The sequence below is a fragment of the Vibrio sp. MED222 genome (assembly GCF_000153005.1).
Lineage (GTDB): Bacteria > Pseudomonadota > Gammaproteobacteria > Enterobacterales > Vibrionaceae > Vibrio > Vibrio tasmaniensis_A.
Map to the genome: position 1 here is coordinate 1,349,847 of NZ_CH902606.1, position 13,942 is coordinate 1,363,788.

The following is a 13,942-nucleotide window of genomic DNA, read 5'->3' on the forward strand; positions in this document are numbered from 1 at the left end:
GGTCTCTGCATCTTAGTGTGCTAAGTACCTATCGTTGACGTTGTGAGAAGAGTTTCTTCTCAAGGTTAAATTTAGTCGAATTGCGTAAAAAGAAAACCCTTTTTTGTGATTTATCTAACCTTCAGTTCCGAAAGTGGCTAGCGACAATGACAGTTCACGGTAAACTTTTAGGTATCGGAGTAAAAGTTATGGCAAATGGGAAGAGCACAGCATGTCGAGAAATATTCATCACAACAGTACGTTAACGAGTGAGCAGTGCCATTTGGCTCGATATGCGCGAGACGCTCGCTTTGATGGGATGTTTTTTACGGCGGTAAAAACCACCGGAATTTTTTGTCGTCCGATTTGCCCAGCAAGCCCGCCCAAAGAAGAAAATGTCGAGTATTTTTCTCATCAAGCTCAAGCCTTGAAGGCTGGGTATCGCCCATGCTTACGTTGCCGGCCAGACAGCGCACCTTTTTCTCCGGCTTGGAAAGGTGTTGAAACGACTTTCTTGCGTGCTTTACAGTTGATTGATCATGGTGCGCTGAACTCAGGATCAATCGTCGACCTTGCCACTCGATTAGGTATTTCCGATCGCTATTTACGAACCTTATTCGACAATTACATCGGCGTGTCGCCGAAGCAATATAGCCTTTATAGCCAATTGATGTTTGCCAAGCAGTTGCTGCACACCAGTAGCATGAGCATTACCGATGTTGGCTTTGCGAGTGGTTTTAATAGCACGCGTCGTTTCAATGATGCCTTTCTAAAAGAGCTGCAGCTTTCGCCAAGTCAAATACGAAGAGCTAAGCCAAGTAACAATCTAAGTAATCATATCCAACTCAGTTTCCATGGCCCGTTGGACTGGGATCATTTGCTGGGCTTTTATCGACGACGAATGATCGAAGGCTTAGAAGAGGTGGGCGACGGTTATTACCAACGCACAGTGAACGTGAACGGCTCGAAGGGCTGGTTCAAGGCCACTTTAGCCAAAGAGCGCAGTTTGGATATTGAGTTTGAGTTGGATGATATGAGCCAATTAAGAAGTTTGATCGCCAATATTCGACGTATGTTCGACCTTGATGTTGATATCAGCAAAGTTGAAGATTTCTTTAGCACCATTGATCCCAACTTGGTGGCTAAGAGTGGTATTCGTATCCCTGGTGTGTGGAGTGCTTGGGAAGCCGGAGTAAGAGCGATTCTCGGGCAGCAAGTCTCGGTAACAGCGGCCATTGGTCAGCTCAACTTGTTGGTGCGAAAGCTCTCAGGTTCATATCAGGTGTTTGATTCACAAGAGCAAGCTAATTCACAAGAGTGCTCTGACTTACCACAAATAGCTGATGCATCAGAGAAAGCGTATTTCCCTACACCTAAACAAATAGCTGATGCTGATGTGAGCTTTCTAAGGATGCCGGGAAGTCGTAAGGAAACCTTAAAGCGTTTTGCCCAATACATGGTCGATAACGAAGCTGAGCATCCTTCTAAGTGGATTGATCTCAAAGGTATTGGTCCTTGGACGATTCAATATGCGCTGCTGCGCGGGCTCAGTGAACCTAACCACTTGCTAGTAGGCGATTTGGTGGTGAAGAAATTCATCGAGCATCGCCCTACCATTAATACAGAGAGTGTTTCGCCTTGGGGAAGTTACGCCACGTTCCATTGTTGGAATCAGTCCTAAATGATGTTTCAAGTGGAATAGAGATACCTCTCTGATATAGAAGCAATGAATAAACATCGGAATTACCAAGCTAGGAGAGATTATGACTAACCGTTTTACTTACTACGAGAGCCCTCTGGGCACCGTGACGTTACAGGCGAACGATGAAGGGCTGCTCGGCCTTTGGTTTGAAACTCACACTACCAAACCTGAACAGTTAGGTGTTCAAGATGATAGCTTTCCGATCTTCGCGTTGGCTATCAAACAGCTCAATCGTTATTTTGCTGGTGAAACAATCCAGTTTTCTGTGCCGATCGCAGCCAAGGGTACTCCATTTCAGCTGTCGGTTTGGCAGGCGCTTACTACCATTCCTTATGGAGAAACATGGAGCTATGCTCAATTGGCCGATGCAATTGGTAACCCTAAAGCGGTGCGTGCAGTGGGTTTGGCAAATGGCAAAAACCCTGTGTCTGTGATTGTGCCGTGTCATCGTGTGATAGGTAAAAATGGAAAGCTGACGGGTTATGCGGGTGGCGTAGAACGTAAACAACGCTTGTTAGTGATTGAGGAAAGAAAACAAACTTAGAAAGCTACTGAGCTAGCAACTTGAAACGCTGTTCTGTCGGTTAAGGTTGAAGGTTTGTACGACTGAGGAGGAATATTAAGAGGCTTCAAGCGTGACTCTGCAATAAAAACGTGACTTTGCAATAAATTCGCCACTTTCTGGAAAATAATGATTTGGTTGCATATTATTTAGCCATGTTTTTTAGGCAAGGATGCCCAAATGAATAACCATCATTTTCTGATAATAGCTTTCACTAGTGTGTTATTGCTGACCGGTTGTTTAACTGATACTAATCGCCCCTTTGAAGTACCGCAGCTTGTTTTGTTCAAAGGGATGTATGAGAACGCGGACGATAACAGCTATCTACTTTTTGAGTCAGGACAAATGACCTATCAAACAATCGGTAACACGGTCACTAGAACTTATCGTATTGAAAATGATTTGATTAACATTGAGTTGAATTCAGGAAATAGCCGAGTGGATTCTGGGCTGATGATGCGTATTCAACAAGAAGGAGCGGTGTTAACCTGCAACCAGTGTCCAGCAGTGCAGTTAAGCAACGTCTGGACACGTGTTGATACGCCTTTAGTTGATATGCCTCAGACTAGAACATATCACCGTTCAGCCATAGGTGAGCGGCGATACTGACCCCATAACCAATCATGATTACTGGCATCCATTTCAAATGGCCAAAGAAGGTGTACTTACCATGTGCTGCCCCCATTAATGCCACACCAGCGGCACTACCAATAGACAATAAGCTGCCGCCAACGCCCGCGGTTAGGGTGATCAGTAGCCAGTTGCCCATCGACATTTGGGGTTCCATGGATAACACGGCAAACATCACCGGAATGTTATCGACAATAGCCGATAAGATTCCCACCATGACGTTGGCCCAAATTGGATCCCACTGGCTATACATCACGCCCGAAGCTAATTCCAAGTAACCAAGTAGACTCAAGCCACCGACACACATTACCACGCCGTAGAAGAACAAAAGCGTGTCCCATTCGGCATGCGACACTCTTCGAAATACATCGAATGGCACAACAGAACCGAGTCGTTTCAGGGCCCCTTCATCGTTATTGGCGATCGCCACCGCCTTTTTCTTGGCGAGTGAGTTGGGCAAAGTCTTGCGTAAGTAATAGCCAAAGAACTGCAGATAGGCGAGCCCCATCATCATGCCCATTACTGGAGGGAAGTGGAGTACGGCATGGAAAGCAACAGCGGTCGCTATTGTCATAATAAACAAGAATACGATGCGCCTCGCACCACGTTTTAATTCAACGTGTTGATGGACTGTGTCGGGCTGAGTGGTGGGTACAAAGTAAGACATGATCAACGCAGGGACGAGGTAATTCATCACCGAAGGAATAAACAAAGGAATGAACTCACTAAAACTCACATAACCAGCCTGCCACACCATGAGCGTTGTGATGTCTCCGAATGGACTGAATGCACCGCCAGCATTGGCGGCTATCACGATATTCACGCAAGCTAGGTTGACGAATTTAGGATTAGAACCTGCCACTTTAAGAACCACAGCGCACATCAGTAGAGCTGTCGTGAGGTTGTCGGCGATAGGTGAGATAAAGAAGGCCAGAATACCGGTTATCCAGAACAAAGAGCGAAAGTTAAAGCCTTTGCCTACCATCCACGCTTGCAGCGCATCAAACAGTCTCCTCTCTTCCATGGCGCTAATGTATGTCATGGCGACGAGTAGAAAGAGTAATAGCTCGGCATATTCCAGCAGGTTGTGTTCGAGCGCTTGTTTAGCGACTTCAACAAGGTTGTGTTCTTGGTAAGTGAAACCAATGATTATCCAGATCAGGCCTGCAGCAAGCAAAACGGGTTTGGACTTTCGGAGCTTTAGGTATTCTTCCATCATCACCACGATGTAGGCGACAACGAAAATGGCCAGCGACAAGTAGCCAGCGAACGAGCTAGTTAGCTTGAGCGGTTCTCCTAACTGAGAAGTGGCAGCGCCTGCTACCGTGGAAAAAAATAACAAAGAGAAAACAGCAGAAAGCTGGATACCTAACATGGATTACGCTCCGAAGTTAATAAGTTATTAACACGGGTAAAAGCGTAGACCTAAATAACCATGTGCAGTGTGATAGATATCTTAATAATTCAATAGATTATATAGAAAACAGTAGATTGGGTGAAAACGTGAGATCACGACGAAAGATTTCTTTGAGCTTTCTATTCGAAGCCTGATTATTGTGGCGATTATGTGCGTTTTTGGTTGCGGTGTTGAAGCTAGGTTTGTTTAGTTTTGTATGAGAAACATTCTAATTTTTTTAGCGTATACATCTACTTTAAAATTTGAATCACAGTTTTATATGTTGCTTTGGTTCTTTTATTTAAACCGATGCACTATTTGATTTTGGTCATTAACCTTTTGCTCATTAGTTTGCACTATCTATACGTGTTCTGTTCCACATAAACGAGATGTATAGAGGTCCTTATGACTAATCCAACCAAAACCGATCGTAAAGTCACGATCGGAAGCTATATCGCACTCGCGTTCGCGATTGTGTTCTTTTCAGGCTTAATGCAGTCCAATGAATGGTATGGAGTGCTCGATTTTACGACGCTCAACGGTTCATTTGGTAAGGTCGCTTACGATGTGAGTGAGTCGGCTGATGGTATCCAAGCGGCAACGACGTCACTGCGTGGTAAAGGCGGTAGTGGTGCGCGCGACGGTTTCATTTTTGCATTGACACTTATTCCGACCGTGATGTTTGCACTGGGTATGATCAACGTACTTGAGCACTACGGTGCACTGGACGCGGCTCGTAAACTACTAACTCCACTACTTCGTCCTTTAATGGGCATTCCGGGCAACTCAGGCTTGGCACTGATTGCTTCTCTGCAAAGTACCGATGCGGGTGCTGCGATGACACGTCAGCTCAAAGATGAAGGGCATTTGACTAAGCGTGAAACCGATGTGTTCACCATGTTCCAGTTTACTGCGGGTGCGGCGATCGTTAACTTTTTCTCTTCAGGTGCGGTGTTGTTCACTCTAACGGCGATGGATGGTTCTTTGGCAGTGACATCGTCAATAGGTCTTGCTGTTGCGGTGATGTTTATCTTCAAGTTTGTTGGTGCGAACTTATTCCGCCTTTACCTCAATATTACTGAAGGTAAAGAAGACAAAACAAAATCAGACAAAGAACAAAAACTGGAAGAGGAAGTAGCATAATGAGCGAAGTTAAAGCAAAGAAACCAATGGTTACTGATATTTTCGTTGAAGGTGCTAAGAAAGGCTGGGTTATTGCTACAACCTCTACAGTACCTAATGTTCTGATGGCGTTTGTGATTATTAAGGCGTTGCAGATTACGGGTGCACTGGATCTGATGGGTAGTGTGTTTGCACCTATCATGGCGGTATTTGGTTTACCGGGCGAAGCGGCAGCAGTATTGATTGGCGCGTGGATGTCGATGGGTGGTGCAGTCGGTGTGGTTATCACGCTGTTTGACCAAGGCATTCTGAACGGCAACCATATTGCTATCTTGGCGCCAGCTATCTACTTGATGGGTTCTCAGGTGCAATATATGGGACGCATCATGGGACCAATTGGTACTGAAGGTCGTTATATCCCTGTGATGATCGCGATTTCAGTATTGAATGCGTTTGGTGCAATGTTTTTGATGAACATTATTTTGTAACGTGGCTTTGAACGGTTAGCTACTATTTGAACGATTATCTACTAATAGCTTTTCGACGTTGAAAAAAGAAACCCCGTTTGGTTTTCACCAAACGGGGTTTCTTTTTTTTCGTAGCCATCCTGCTACTGACGTTGTTACTTATTTTTTAATAAGGTCACGTATGCTCCTTGCATCGTTCCTTGATTTGGCTAAATCCTTTAACCTATCCAATCCATCGCCTTCCTAGCGGTGTCCATGCTAACTCATCATCCTGACAAGTGACTCTATCCTAGAGTAAAACTTCCTTGCTGATCACTAATCCTAAGCCATCAAATCTTCATCCTGAAGATACCTAATCCGTTAGGCTTTTCCTGTTCCTGCCACTCCCTGTCGACATGAGTATTAAACACTTTGGAGGCTTTATTCGCAATTAGCCTTAGGAAATAAATATCCTCGTTAACTAAAATAAATATGCGTGGATTCATATAAAACAAGGGGTTGGGTTTGTAATTTTACTTTTTTCTGCGAAGCTTGACTGTGATCTCTTACGTTCGGTGTGAGAGATCTCTTACAAATGTTCGGGCGCGAATATCATTCGTTGTCGAACTCATCCGTCGATAGGTGAGCGAAATACGCTCAACAAACTCAAAGTAATAGGAAAATATAATGGTTACAGCACTTTACGCAGCCTTGCTGACGGTCGTAATGATTTGGTTGGCGATAGAAGTCATTAAGCAAAGACGAATCAATCTGGTTGCTCATGCAGATGGCGGTGTTGAGTCGCTACAGATAGCACGTTCCGCACAAAGTAATGCAATGGATTACATCCCAATTACGGTTATTTTGATGGGCTTTTTGGAGATGAATGGTGCCAGTGTGTGGCTTATTCATGCCATTGGTGTTGCATTTATTCTGGGGCGTGTGATTCATGCAAAAGGTATTCTGGCAAAAAACTTAAAGGGTAGAAAAGTGGGCATGGTGTTGACGCTTATCTGCATGATCTCTTTGATTGTCCTAAACTTAGCTTACCTACCTTTTGATAAAATGTTCTAGGGAGCATTATGGCATTGCGCCTTCCTCCTGCTTGGGCGATTGTCCTTGCAGGTCTCATACTGAACGTCATGGCTATTGTCATGTCGAGCTTGGTGCTCGACAAAATTGAAGCGGAAAAATCGGAATACAACGATCGTAAATACGGCAATGTGTACTCAATACAACTGGCCTGGAATACGATCGAAACCTTAGAGCGCAAGCGTGAAGCCATTCTGATCCACCTAGATAAACCCTCAACAGAAACCGCTCAACCTGCCACCATCCTCGATGAAGCGCTGCGCGGCCAACTCCGGAGTTGGGTGAGTGAGGAGGTGCCAGCCATCTCGTTGGCTAATTTACCCAAGCTTATGATGCTGATAAACAGTGCTCAAGAAGCCCAACGAGCACGAATTGATGACTACTATTTGGATAATCTGACCTTGGTTGAATTAATCCAAAGGCTCGATGAAAAAATGGCTTTCTACAAGAATATTGCCCTGTTTCTTCAGGTGTTTGGTTTAGCACTTATCTTAGCTCGCGACCTCGCTAGAAGGCCTTAGTATCTATTTATCTACCACTTATCTACTCACTTACTTAGCTACCTAGTTATCTACCCATCGACTGGTATCGCTAGCGAGACTCACTTGGCAGGTTAGGGTGCTGCTGGCCTTGGTACTTCTGTAATTGTTCTTTTAGCCCTTTAAACGTGCTCAGTGCACTATCAATCGATAATTTGTTCATTAACCAATTTGGCAGGATGCCACCTGCGTTCGCGTAAGCGGTATAGGTGATATAGGTATTACCATTGGTGAGCGGTTGCAGAGTCCATAAGGCATCTACATCATAAATTCGAATGTATCCCGACTCTTTCGCCAAATAATCAGACGCATCCTTGATCGACAAGACAAACTGCCCATCCTCGACGCTGTATTTTGAGTAGGTCACCATATCGCGGTCTCTGGCAGGCCAAGGCGCTTTGAACTGGGTATAGACGATATTTTCATCCTCAGATATCTGCATCAAAACACGACTTTCCGATACGTTATCTATCCAGTTTGGCACGTTCGCGCTGTCTTCCAATAACAGCAAAAAACCAGAATAAGTGGTGGGCGTTTGCATTTGTGCTCGTATTTCTACCAAGCCTTCAGTGTGAGGTCTCTTATCAATTATGATGCCATCTTCACTTTTCACGAACTGCCATGGAGCAGCGTAAGTCAGTGTTGATAAAGCATAGAGTCCGATTGCTAAAATCCTAGGTAATATCATTATTCTTCCATGAAAAGAAAAGCTTATCTTTAGGAGTATAGAATAAAAATGGTTTTGATTCGTGCTGAAATCGCACTGATTTCTCTCTGATTTGAGCGTTACATCGCTGTTTATCTTGGTGTTATCAATAATTGGCTGCTTATTTGTATTTGAGCCGTGAAAATAAAAACGGAAGCGTTCGGTCGCTTCCGTTTTGTTAGTGGGCAATGGATAAACGTTGAAGGCTAGAACCTAGCACCTAGAACTTAAAGCTTGTAGGCTTCCACGGTTTTTATAGTGGTCCAATTGCTGTTGGCGTCTTGGATGAATTCTTGCGTATTCTCCAGCCAACGCTTTTGAACTGACTTATCTAAGTTTAAGTACAGCTTCCCACCTTCTACTTTCCAAGCTAGTGGGTCCGTTTCAAATTTCTTACCCATTGCCACACCAAAGGCACAATAGCCACCATATTGAGGTGCATAAGCCGATGGGTTAGATCGGAATTCATCTCGGTTTTCACTGCTCACAAAGTTATAAATCGCATTCTTATAAGTCGCTGTGAATTCAGATGTGCCTTTAACTGGCCCCTCATTGGCAAAGTAAGCAACAGGGTCATAACCTTTAATGGCGAGATCATTGTTGTCGACACTCATATCAAGGTCTGCTGCCATTAACGAAAAGCTGGTTCCTAGTAACGCGGCCAATAGAGTGATTTTTTGACTGGTCGATTTCATGTGTGACATATCAAGTTCCTTGTCAGTGTTGGTTATTTTGTTTGAAGTAATTTAGCCCACTTGTCCGGTCTATAGAGGGACGAAAGAACTAAAAACTAAGCGAATCGTTCGGAGGGTGCATGGATCTGCTGTCACAATTAATGGAACACTTCTCGATACGCACTGGCGTTTTCTATTCTGGAAACCTGTGTGGGGTGTCGTCATTTAACGCGCAACAAGGCAAAGAAGGGCACCTTCATGTATTAAGCTCGGGGGAGTTGACCTTGTCTGGTGCTCATACGGAATGCCGGCAGCTTTCTCAGCCCTGTATTATTTACCTGCCGAATAGCACACCACATGCAATTGAAGGTGTGGGAGAGGGTGCAGAGCTTGTGTGTGCGAACGTGGAGTATCGTTCAGGGCAGATGAATCCTTTATTATCGGTTCTGCCCGACATGATAGTGATTCCGTTTGAAGATGCACCGAACTTAATGCCTGTGATTGAGGTGCTGTTTCGAGAGTCGGGGCAAGCATCTTCAGGACAACAATCGTCAGGGAAGCAATACCTAATGGACAAGTTGAGTGATGCGTTGATGGCGTTGATTTTTCGTCATCTCATTGAACAACAAAAAATCGATAGCGGCGTTTTCTCTGCTCTTGCACACCCAAGGCTTGCTGCTGTGGTGACGGCTATTCACCGGTTGCCTGCTCGTCACTTTTCGGTTGCAGAAATGGCGTCATTGGCTGTGATGTCTCGTACTCAGTTTATTGAGGCGTTCAAGCGTGAGGTGGGTGAAACGCCGGGAGATTACGTGCAAAAGTGGCGTGTTTCCGTTGCTCAATCTCTGTTACTGCAAAATAAGCCCATCAACTGGGTTGCCGATGAAGTCGGTTACAACAGTTATTCAGGTTTCTCACGCGCATTTCAGCATGTATCGGGTGTGTCGCCACGTCAGTGGTTAAAAGAGAGTAACGCATAAGAGGGAAAGGGATGTTGAAGTTTAAAGTTGCCAGTGAAAGCGAGTTAGTGCTTTCACTGGCAAGGCGAACCTCGTTGCAGAAAAGAATGTTGCATCAAGGCAAATTACAGACTGAGGATTGTCACTAGGCCTGTAATACGTCGTTGGCTAGATGAGCACTAACGAAGTAACCAGTGGCGCAGTGGCGTTTTTTCTATACCAGCGATCAATATAAAGCTCAGGGTAAAGGTGCCGAAGAACACGGTAATGTCTTTAGCGAGTTCAGTGATGCCCAATACTCCGCAGACATTGAATAGCAAAATAATGATCAACAGATGGCAAACGTAGATACCCAGCATACGATTCGAGATAGCGTGAAGCCATGCGTAATCGCCGATGTTTGGATTAGCTAAAAGCCACATGAACACACCAATCCCCCACAAAGCTGTACCAAACAAGAAATCGTGAATATTAAAGGCGATATCAAATTGGGTTAGCCATGCCGCTTCGGCAAAGTGGATGACCATGCCTAACGCCAATAACCCTAATGCTTTGGCTGAGGACACTTTCCATTGATGCTGACGAATGAGGAAACCTAAGGTCACCATTAACGTGCTGAAGAACGGACCGTTACGCGTGAAGAAAGGGGCACTAAGGTCGGTTAAGCTTGTGTAGCTGCCCGCCAATACACCATAGACGTAAAGCAGAATGGCCACCGGTAGTAGAAGCTTATCGAGTTTCATCTCTACCATTAAGGCGATGATCAAAACCGCGCACACAAGGGCGGGAATGAACCATAAATGTACCAACCCACCCTCTAAGAAAGAGTTGAGTGGGGTATTCATTAAGAAACCCCAATAGCCTTCACGTTCGCCTAGATAGCCAAACTCTTCTACTTTCGCGAGATTGAATGGCATCACTAAGCAAATGATGCTCCATGCCAACCAAACTTTGAGTAGTGGTTTGGAGTAGTTGATGAAGGCTGTCCAAGGTGATGCTGTGAGCTTAGGTTGAATCAGATAGCCTGAAATAAGGAAGAACAGAGGCACGGCAAAACGAGCGGTTTGGTTGAGCACATAACCGATCCAAGGCACCTCATCTATTTGCCAATAAGTGAGTGCCATTTGGCCGTGCAAACCAATGATCGCCAAGATAGCAATCACTCTGCCTAACTCGATACTGGCGATGTGTTGTGAAGGCGTATGTTGAACGGAAGACATATCAGATCTCTCAGTAAAATTTTTACGAAATCTAGCAGCCTTTATGCCCAACCAGTTAGTCCTAAATCAAGGCTTATGACCTTTGTTTCAAGGCTTGTGTCGGTTTTTTGAAGCTTGTCGCAGCTATATTAAATCCATTGCAGTGAGTGCAAATATACCTAGTGTACAAGTGATAAGAGAAACAACAGTAGTAAGAGCGATGATGTTAGCCGCGAGTGTTGAGTTTCCTCCCATCGCACGCGCCATAACATAGCTTGCCGCTGCCGTTGGTGCTGCGCTCATCAAGAAGATAAGTCCGAGATCGAGCCCTTCAAACCCTAAGTACCAACCAGCCAGTGTAGTCAGTAAAGGTGAGGCGATTAACTTGTAACTAGAGGCGAACCACGTAGACAACTTTTCTTGTTTAAGCGAACTAATATCTAGAGAACCACCAGTACAAAGTAGAGCCAAAGGCAAAGTCATGTTGGCAAAGTATTGCCCAGCATCAGTCACCATTTTTGGAATCGGAATTGAAAGTGCATAGAAGACGACTGCTAAGAAAATAGCGATGATTAACGGGTTTTTGGTGATGGACTTGGCGATCACTTTAATGGCTTTAGCGCCGGTGTCTTTGCCTTTGGGTGTCAGTGCTATCACGGCTTGAATGTTATACAGTACGGTCAGAGATGCGACATAGATAGCAGCCAATGCCACGCCTTGGTTGCCATAAATATTAGCCACGTAGGCGAGGCCGATGATCGCGGTATTAGCGCGGAATCCACCTTGGATGATCACACCTTGATCTTTAGAGCTTTTGAATACCAACTTGGTTGAGAAAATCGTGAACAAGAAAAAGACAAAGTTAGCGATGACGCCAAACGCAACTAACGCGCTACTGGCTGAAAAGTTGTGATTCGATTGAACAATACTCAGAAATAGCATCGCGGGTAGGGTGACTTGAAACACCACTTTGGACGCGACATCAATGAAATTATCATTGATCAAACCGATTCGCTTGAGCATCACACCAAGAAACAGCATTAAACAGATAGGGCCTGTTACTGACGCCGAAAACGCAAACTGTTCCCAAAGTGTGTTCATTGTTTTTCCTTTGTTAGTCGATTTCAATTTCCTTTGAATACTGTCGCATTTTTCCACAGTTCTTTGATAAGACAAAATGAATACCAAGGGTTAAGTAAAAAACCTTGAAAAAAAGAACGAACGTGCTAAAAATGAAACATGAGATTTATTATTGGTGAATAATGAGCAAGGGAAAGATAACCAAAGAGTATATTTTGAGCCATGCATTCGCGCTTGCGAGTGAGAATGGGCTTGAGAGTTTGACGATTGGCGAGTTAGCCAAGCAGTGTGGCATGTCTAAGAGTGGATTGTTTGCGCACTTCAACTCTAAAGAAAACCTGCAACTCTCTGTACTCGAGTACTCCAACGCCATATTCACTGAGAGAGTCATTATTCCCGCAAGAGAGCTGGGGGATGGTGATATCGAAGCGAAATTGAAACAGTTGCTCGACAATTGGTTGGGTTGGAATCATTCATTCCAAGGCAGCTGCATGTTTATTGATGCTTGGAAAGATGCAGGCAGCGAAACCTCTGTGATTCAGAAGGCACTGCAAAAAACCATTTCAGTGTGGATTGATTACTTGACGATTCAGGTAGCAAAAGCGGTTGAAAGCAAACAATTCAGAACTGATTTAGACCCGAAACAGGCAACCTTCGAGTTGTACGGTCTCTATTTAAGTGCGAACTTGTTCTACTCATTACGAGGGCAACAAGCGAGCCACACTCATTTTTGGAGTGGTGTCGAGCGCTTGGTAGCCAGTTGGAAAGCGGTTTAATACATACAGAAGGTTAACTCGCAAATCATGTGAGTCTTGCTGAAGTAAGGTTTACAACAAAATTTTAGAGAAGTGGCGGCAAGCCGTCATAAACAGCGCTATCGCCATTTTTTATACTAACAAATAGCACGGTCGTTCGATTTTTAGGGCCGAGCTCGATCCGCCAATAATGATGGCGATACAAGGAACGGTCATGAGTGACAAAATCTATTTCAATACATCGAACAAGTTCAGCTTCAAGCGTAGCTTGATTGGCGCTACAACCAATCTGCACTACATCCTAGCACCGAGCCACGCAAAGAAAACGGCACGTAAGCTGCTGCTCACTCCAATGCGTACTGAGCAGAAAAATGCCGATCCGCAAGGGCTTATCAAGAGTGAAATCAAAGGTCGTGATGGCGTCTTAAAAACGTATTCTTTGGGCACGGGTCCAGTTTGGGTTCTGACTCATGGTTGGTCTGGCACCGCGAGTCAGTTCTTCCCTCTGATGGAACATATTGCAGCCAAAGGTTTTACGGCTCTGGCTTATGATCACCCGGCGCACGGTGGCAGTGATGGCGTACATGGTCATATCCCAGCGTTTGTGAACGGTCTTGAAGCCATTCTCGATTCAGTGGGAGAGGTAGCAGGTTTGGTCGGTCACAGCATGGGTACCGCGTCTGCATTGGAATGTAAGCACGTTAAATTGGAAAACAAGCCGTTATTGCTGATTGCACCTGTACTGGATTATCTAGAAAACCTATTTGGCAGTGTTGCTCGTTCTGGTTACTCAATGAAACTGTTTGAGGCGGTAGTCGGAGAAGTAGAAGAGCAATTTAACTACCCGATTCAATCTGTTGATCCTTATGGAAAGCTAGCGCTTCGTGAGTCTCAAACTATCATTGTTCATGATGAACAAGATAAGTTTACTAAGTTTGATGTGTCGAAGCGTGCAGCCTATGAAATGGATCTTGTCACCTTAATCGCGACTCAAGGCCAAGGCCACGGACGAGTGATGAAGTGCCCGCAAGTGTTTGAGAGTTTTGATAACTTGATTGGCTAAGTTTAACGAATCAAGCAAGTAGAACGCCAATTAAGAAA

General features: G+C 44.7%; 15 protein-coding genes. 10 read left to right on the plus strand and 5 right to left on the minus strand.

Going from position 1 to position 13,942, the window contains the following annotated elements:
* Positions 1-211 precede the first annotated feature (211 nt).
* The 3 genes from MED222_RS15740 to MED222_RS21435 all read left to right on the plus strand — a co-directional run bounded on the left by MED222_RS15740 (position 212) and on the right by MED222_RS21435 (position 2,852).
* The gene (locus MED222_RS15740) at positions 212-1,660 is read left to right on the plus strand and encodes an AlkA N-terminal domain-containing protein (protein WP_009846108.1); all 1,449 of its coding nucleotides are present in this window, start codon (positions 212-214) and stop codon (positions 1,658-1,660) included.
* Positions 1,661-1,742: 82 nt separating this feature from the next.
* Entirely contained in the window at positions 1,743-2,225 is a 483-nt protein-coding gene (locus MED222_RS15735; protein WP_009846109.1) for a methylated-DNA--[protein]-cysteine S-methyltransferase, read from the plus strand.
* A gap of 198 nt (positions 2,226-2,423) precedes the next feature.
* Positions 2,424-2,852, plus strand: coding sequence for a hypothetical protein (locus tag MED222_RS21435; RefSeq protein ID WP_032555107.1), 429 nt, complete (start codon positions 2,424-2,426; stop codon positions 2,850-2,852).
* Here MED222_RS21435 and nhaD read toward each other — a convergent pair.
* Positions 2,809-4,248, minus strand: a complete 1,440-nt coding sequence (gene nhaD / locus MED222_RS15730) for a sodium:proton antiporter NhaD (protein ID WP_009846111.1) — start codon at positions 4,246-4,248, stop codon at positions 2,809-2,811. The genes MED222_RS21435 and nhaD overlap by 44 nt on opposite strands.
* Before the next feature lie 426 nt (positions 4,249-4,674).
* Between nhaD and MED222_RS15725 the strand changes: the two genes are divergently transcribed.
* The 4 genes from MED222_RS15725 to MED222_RS15710 all read left to right on the plus strand — a co-directional run bounded on the left by MED222_RS15725 (position 4,675) and on the right by MED222_RS15710 (position 7,450).
* Entirely contained in the window at positions 4,675-5,412 is a 738-nt protein-coding gene (locus MED222_RS15725; RefSeq protein WP_009846112.1) for a nucleoside recognition domain-containing protein, read from the plus strand.
* Positions 5,412-5,879 carry a YjiG family protein gene (locus MED222_RS15720; protein ID WP_004737023.1) on the plus strand — a complete coding sequence of 156 codons (468 nt, stop codon included), beginning with the start codon at positions 5,412-5,414 and terminating at the stop codon, positions 5,877-5,879. Before MED222_RS15725 ends, MED222_RS15720 begins: the two co-directional genes overlap by 1 nt.
* A 645-nt stretch (positions 5,880-6,524) precedes the next feature.
* The gene (locus tag MED222_RS15715; protein WP_009846114.1) at positions 6,525-6,911 is read left to right on the plus strand and encodes an MAPEG family protein; all 387 of its coding nucleotides are present in this window, start codon (positions 6,525-6,527) and stop codon (positions 6,909-6,911) included.
* An 8-nt stretch (positions 6,912-6,919) separates the two neighbouring features.
* Positions 6,920-7,450, plus strand: coding sequence for a hypothetical protein (locus MED222_RS15710; protein ID WP_009846115.1), 531 nt, complete (start codon positions 6,920-6,922; stop codon positions 7,448-7,450).
* A gap of 70 nt (positions 7,451-7,520) precedes the next feature.
* Here MED222_RS15710 and MED222_RS15705 read toward each other — a convergent pair whose 3' ends face one another.
* Both MED222_RS15705 and MED222_RS15700 read right to left on the minus strand, forming a co-directional pair.
* Entirely contained in the window at positions 7,521-8,156 is a 636-nt protein-coding gene (locus tag MED222_RS15705; protein ID WP_009846116.1) for an START domain-containing protein, read from the minus strand.
* Positions 8,157-8,401: 245 nt separating this feature from the next.
* A complete protein-coding gene (locus tag MED222_RS15700) occupies positions 8,402-8,878 on the minus strand; it encodes a YHS domain-containing (seleno)protein (protein ID WP_009846117.1) in 477 nt (158 codons plus the stop codon).
* A 110-nt stretch (positions 8,879-8,988) separates the two neighbouring features.
* On the opposite strand from MED222_RS15700, the gene MED222_RS15695 reads away from it, so the two are divergent.
* Positions 8,989-9,828: an AraC family transcriptional regulator gene (locus MED222_RS15695; RefSeq protein ID WP_009846118.1), complete on the plus strand. Its 840-nt coding sequence runs from the start codon at positions 8,989-8,991 to the stop codon at positions 9,826-9,828.
* A gap of 158 nt (positions 9,829-9,986) precedes the next feature.
* On the opposite strand, the gene MED222_RS15690 is transcribed toward MED222_RS15695, so the two are convergent.
* Positions 9,987-11,027: an acyltransferase gene (locus tag MED222_RS15690; RefSeq protein ID WP_009846119.1), complete on the minus strand. Its 1,041-nt coding sequence runs from the start codon at positions 11,025-11,027 to the stop codon at positions 9,987-9,989.
* A 123-nt stretch (positions 11,028-11,150) separates the two neighbouring features.
* On the minus strand, positions 11,151-12,107 hold the full coding sequence (locus tag MED222_RS15685; RefSeq protein ID WP_009846120.1) for an AEC family transporter: 957 nt from the start codon (positions 12,105-12,107) through the stop codon (positions 11,151-11,153).
* Between the two features lie 161 nt (positions 12,108-12,268).
* Between MED222_RS15685 and MED222_RS15680 the strand changes: the two genes are divergently transcribed.
* A complete protein-coding gene (locus tag MED222_RS15680; protein WP_009846121.1) occupies positions 12,269-12,862 on the plus strand; it encodes a TetR/AcrR family transcriptional regulator in 594 nt (197 codons plus the stop codon).
* Between the two features lie 193 nt (positions 12,863-13,055).
* The gene (locus MED222_RS15675; RefSeq protein WP_009846122.1) at positions 13,056-13,904 is read left to right on the plus strand and encodes an alpha/beta hydrolase; all 849 of its coding nucleotides are present in this window, start codon (positions 13,056-13,058) and stop codon (positions 13,902-13,904) included.
* The last annotated feature ends 38 nt before the right edge of the window (positions 13,905-13,942 follow it).

Coding starts and splice junctions, on each gene's coding strand:
- MED222_RS15680 (WP_009846121.1), top strand. CDS start 12,269: ATGAGCAAGGGAAAGATAACCAAAGAGTATATTTTGAGCCATGCATTC.
- MED222_RS15720 (WP_004737023.1), top strand. CDS start 5,412: ATGAGCGAAGTTAAAGCAAAGAAACCAATGGTTACTGATATTTTCGTT.
- MED222_RS15705 (WP_009846116.1), bottom strand. CDS start 8,156: ATGATATTACCTAGGATTTTAGCAATCGGACTCTATGCTTTATCAACA.
- nhaD (WP_009846111.1), bottom strand. CDS start 4,248: ATGTTAGGTATCCAGCTTTCTGCTGTTTTCTCTTTGTTATTTTTTTCC.
- MED222_RS15675 (WP_009846122.1), top strand. CDS start 13,056: ATGAGTGACAAAATCTATTTCAATACATCGAACAAGTTCAGCTTCAAG.
- MED222_RS15700 (WP_009846117.1), bottom strand. CDS start 8,878: ATGTCACACATGAAATCGACCAGTCAAAAAATCACTCTATTGGCCGCG.
- MED222_RS15685 (WP_009846120.1), bottom strand. CDS start 12,107: ATGAACACACTTTGGGAACAGTTTGCGTTTTCGGCGTCAGTAACAGGC.
- MED222_RS21435 (WP_032555107.1), top strand. CDS start 2,424: ATGAATAACCATCATTTTCTGATAATAGCTTTCACTAGTGTGTTATTG.
- MED222_RS15710 (WP_009846115.1), top strand. CDS start 6,920: ATGGCATTGCGCCTTCCTCCTGCTTGGGCGATTGTCCTTGCAGGTCTC.
- MED222_RS15740 (WP_009846108.1), top strand. CDS start 212: ATGTCGAGAAATATTCATCACAACAGTACGTTAACGAGTGAGCAGTGC.
- MED222_RS15690 (WP_009846119.1), bottom strand. CDS start 11,027: ATGTCTTCCGTTCAACATACGCCTTCACAACACATCGCCAGTATCGAG.
- MED222_RS15725 (WP_009846112.1), top strand. CDS start 4,675: ATGACTAATCCAACCAAAACCGATCGTAAAGTCACGATCGGAAGCTAT.
- MED222_RS15715 (WP_009846114.1), top strand. CDS start 6,525: ATGGTTACAGCACTTTACGCAGCCTTGCTGACGGTCGTAATGATTTGG.
- MED222_RS15695 (WP_009846118.1), top strand. CDS start 8,989: ATGGATCTGCTGTCACAATTAATGGAACACTTCTCGATACGCACTGGC.
- MED222_RS15735 (WP_009846109.1), top strand. CDS start 1,743: ATGACTAACCGTTTTACTTACTACGAGAGCCCTCTGGGCACCGTGACG.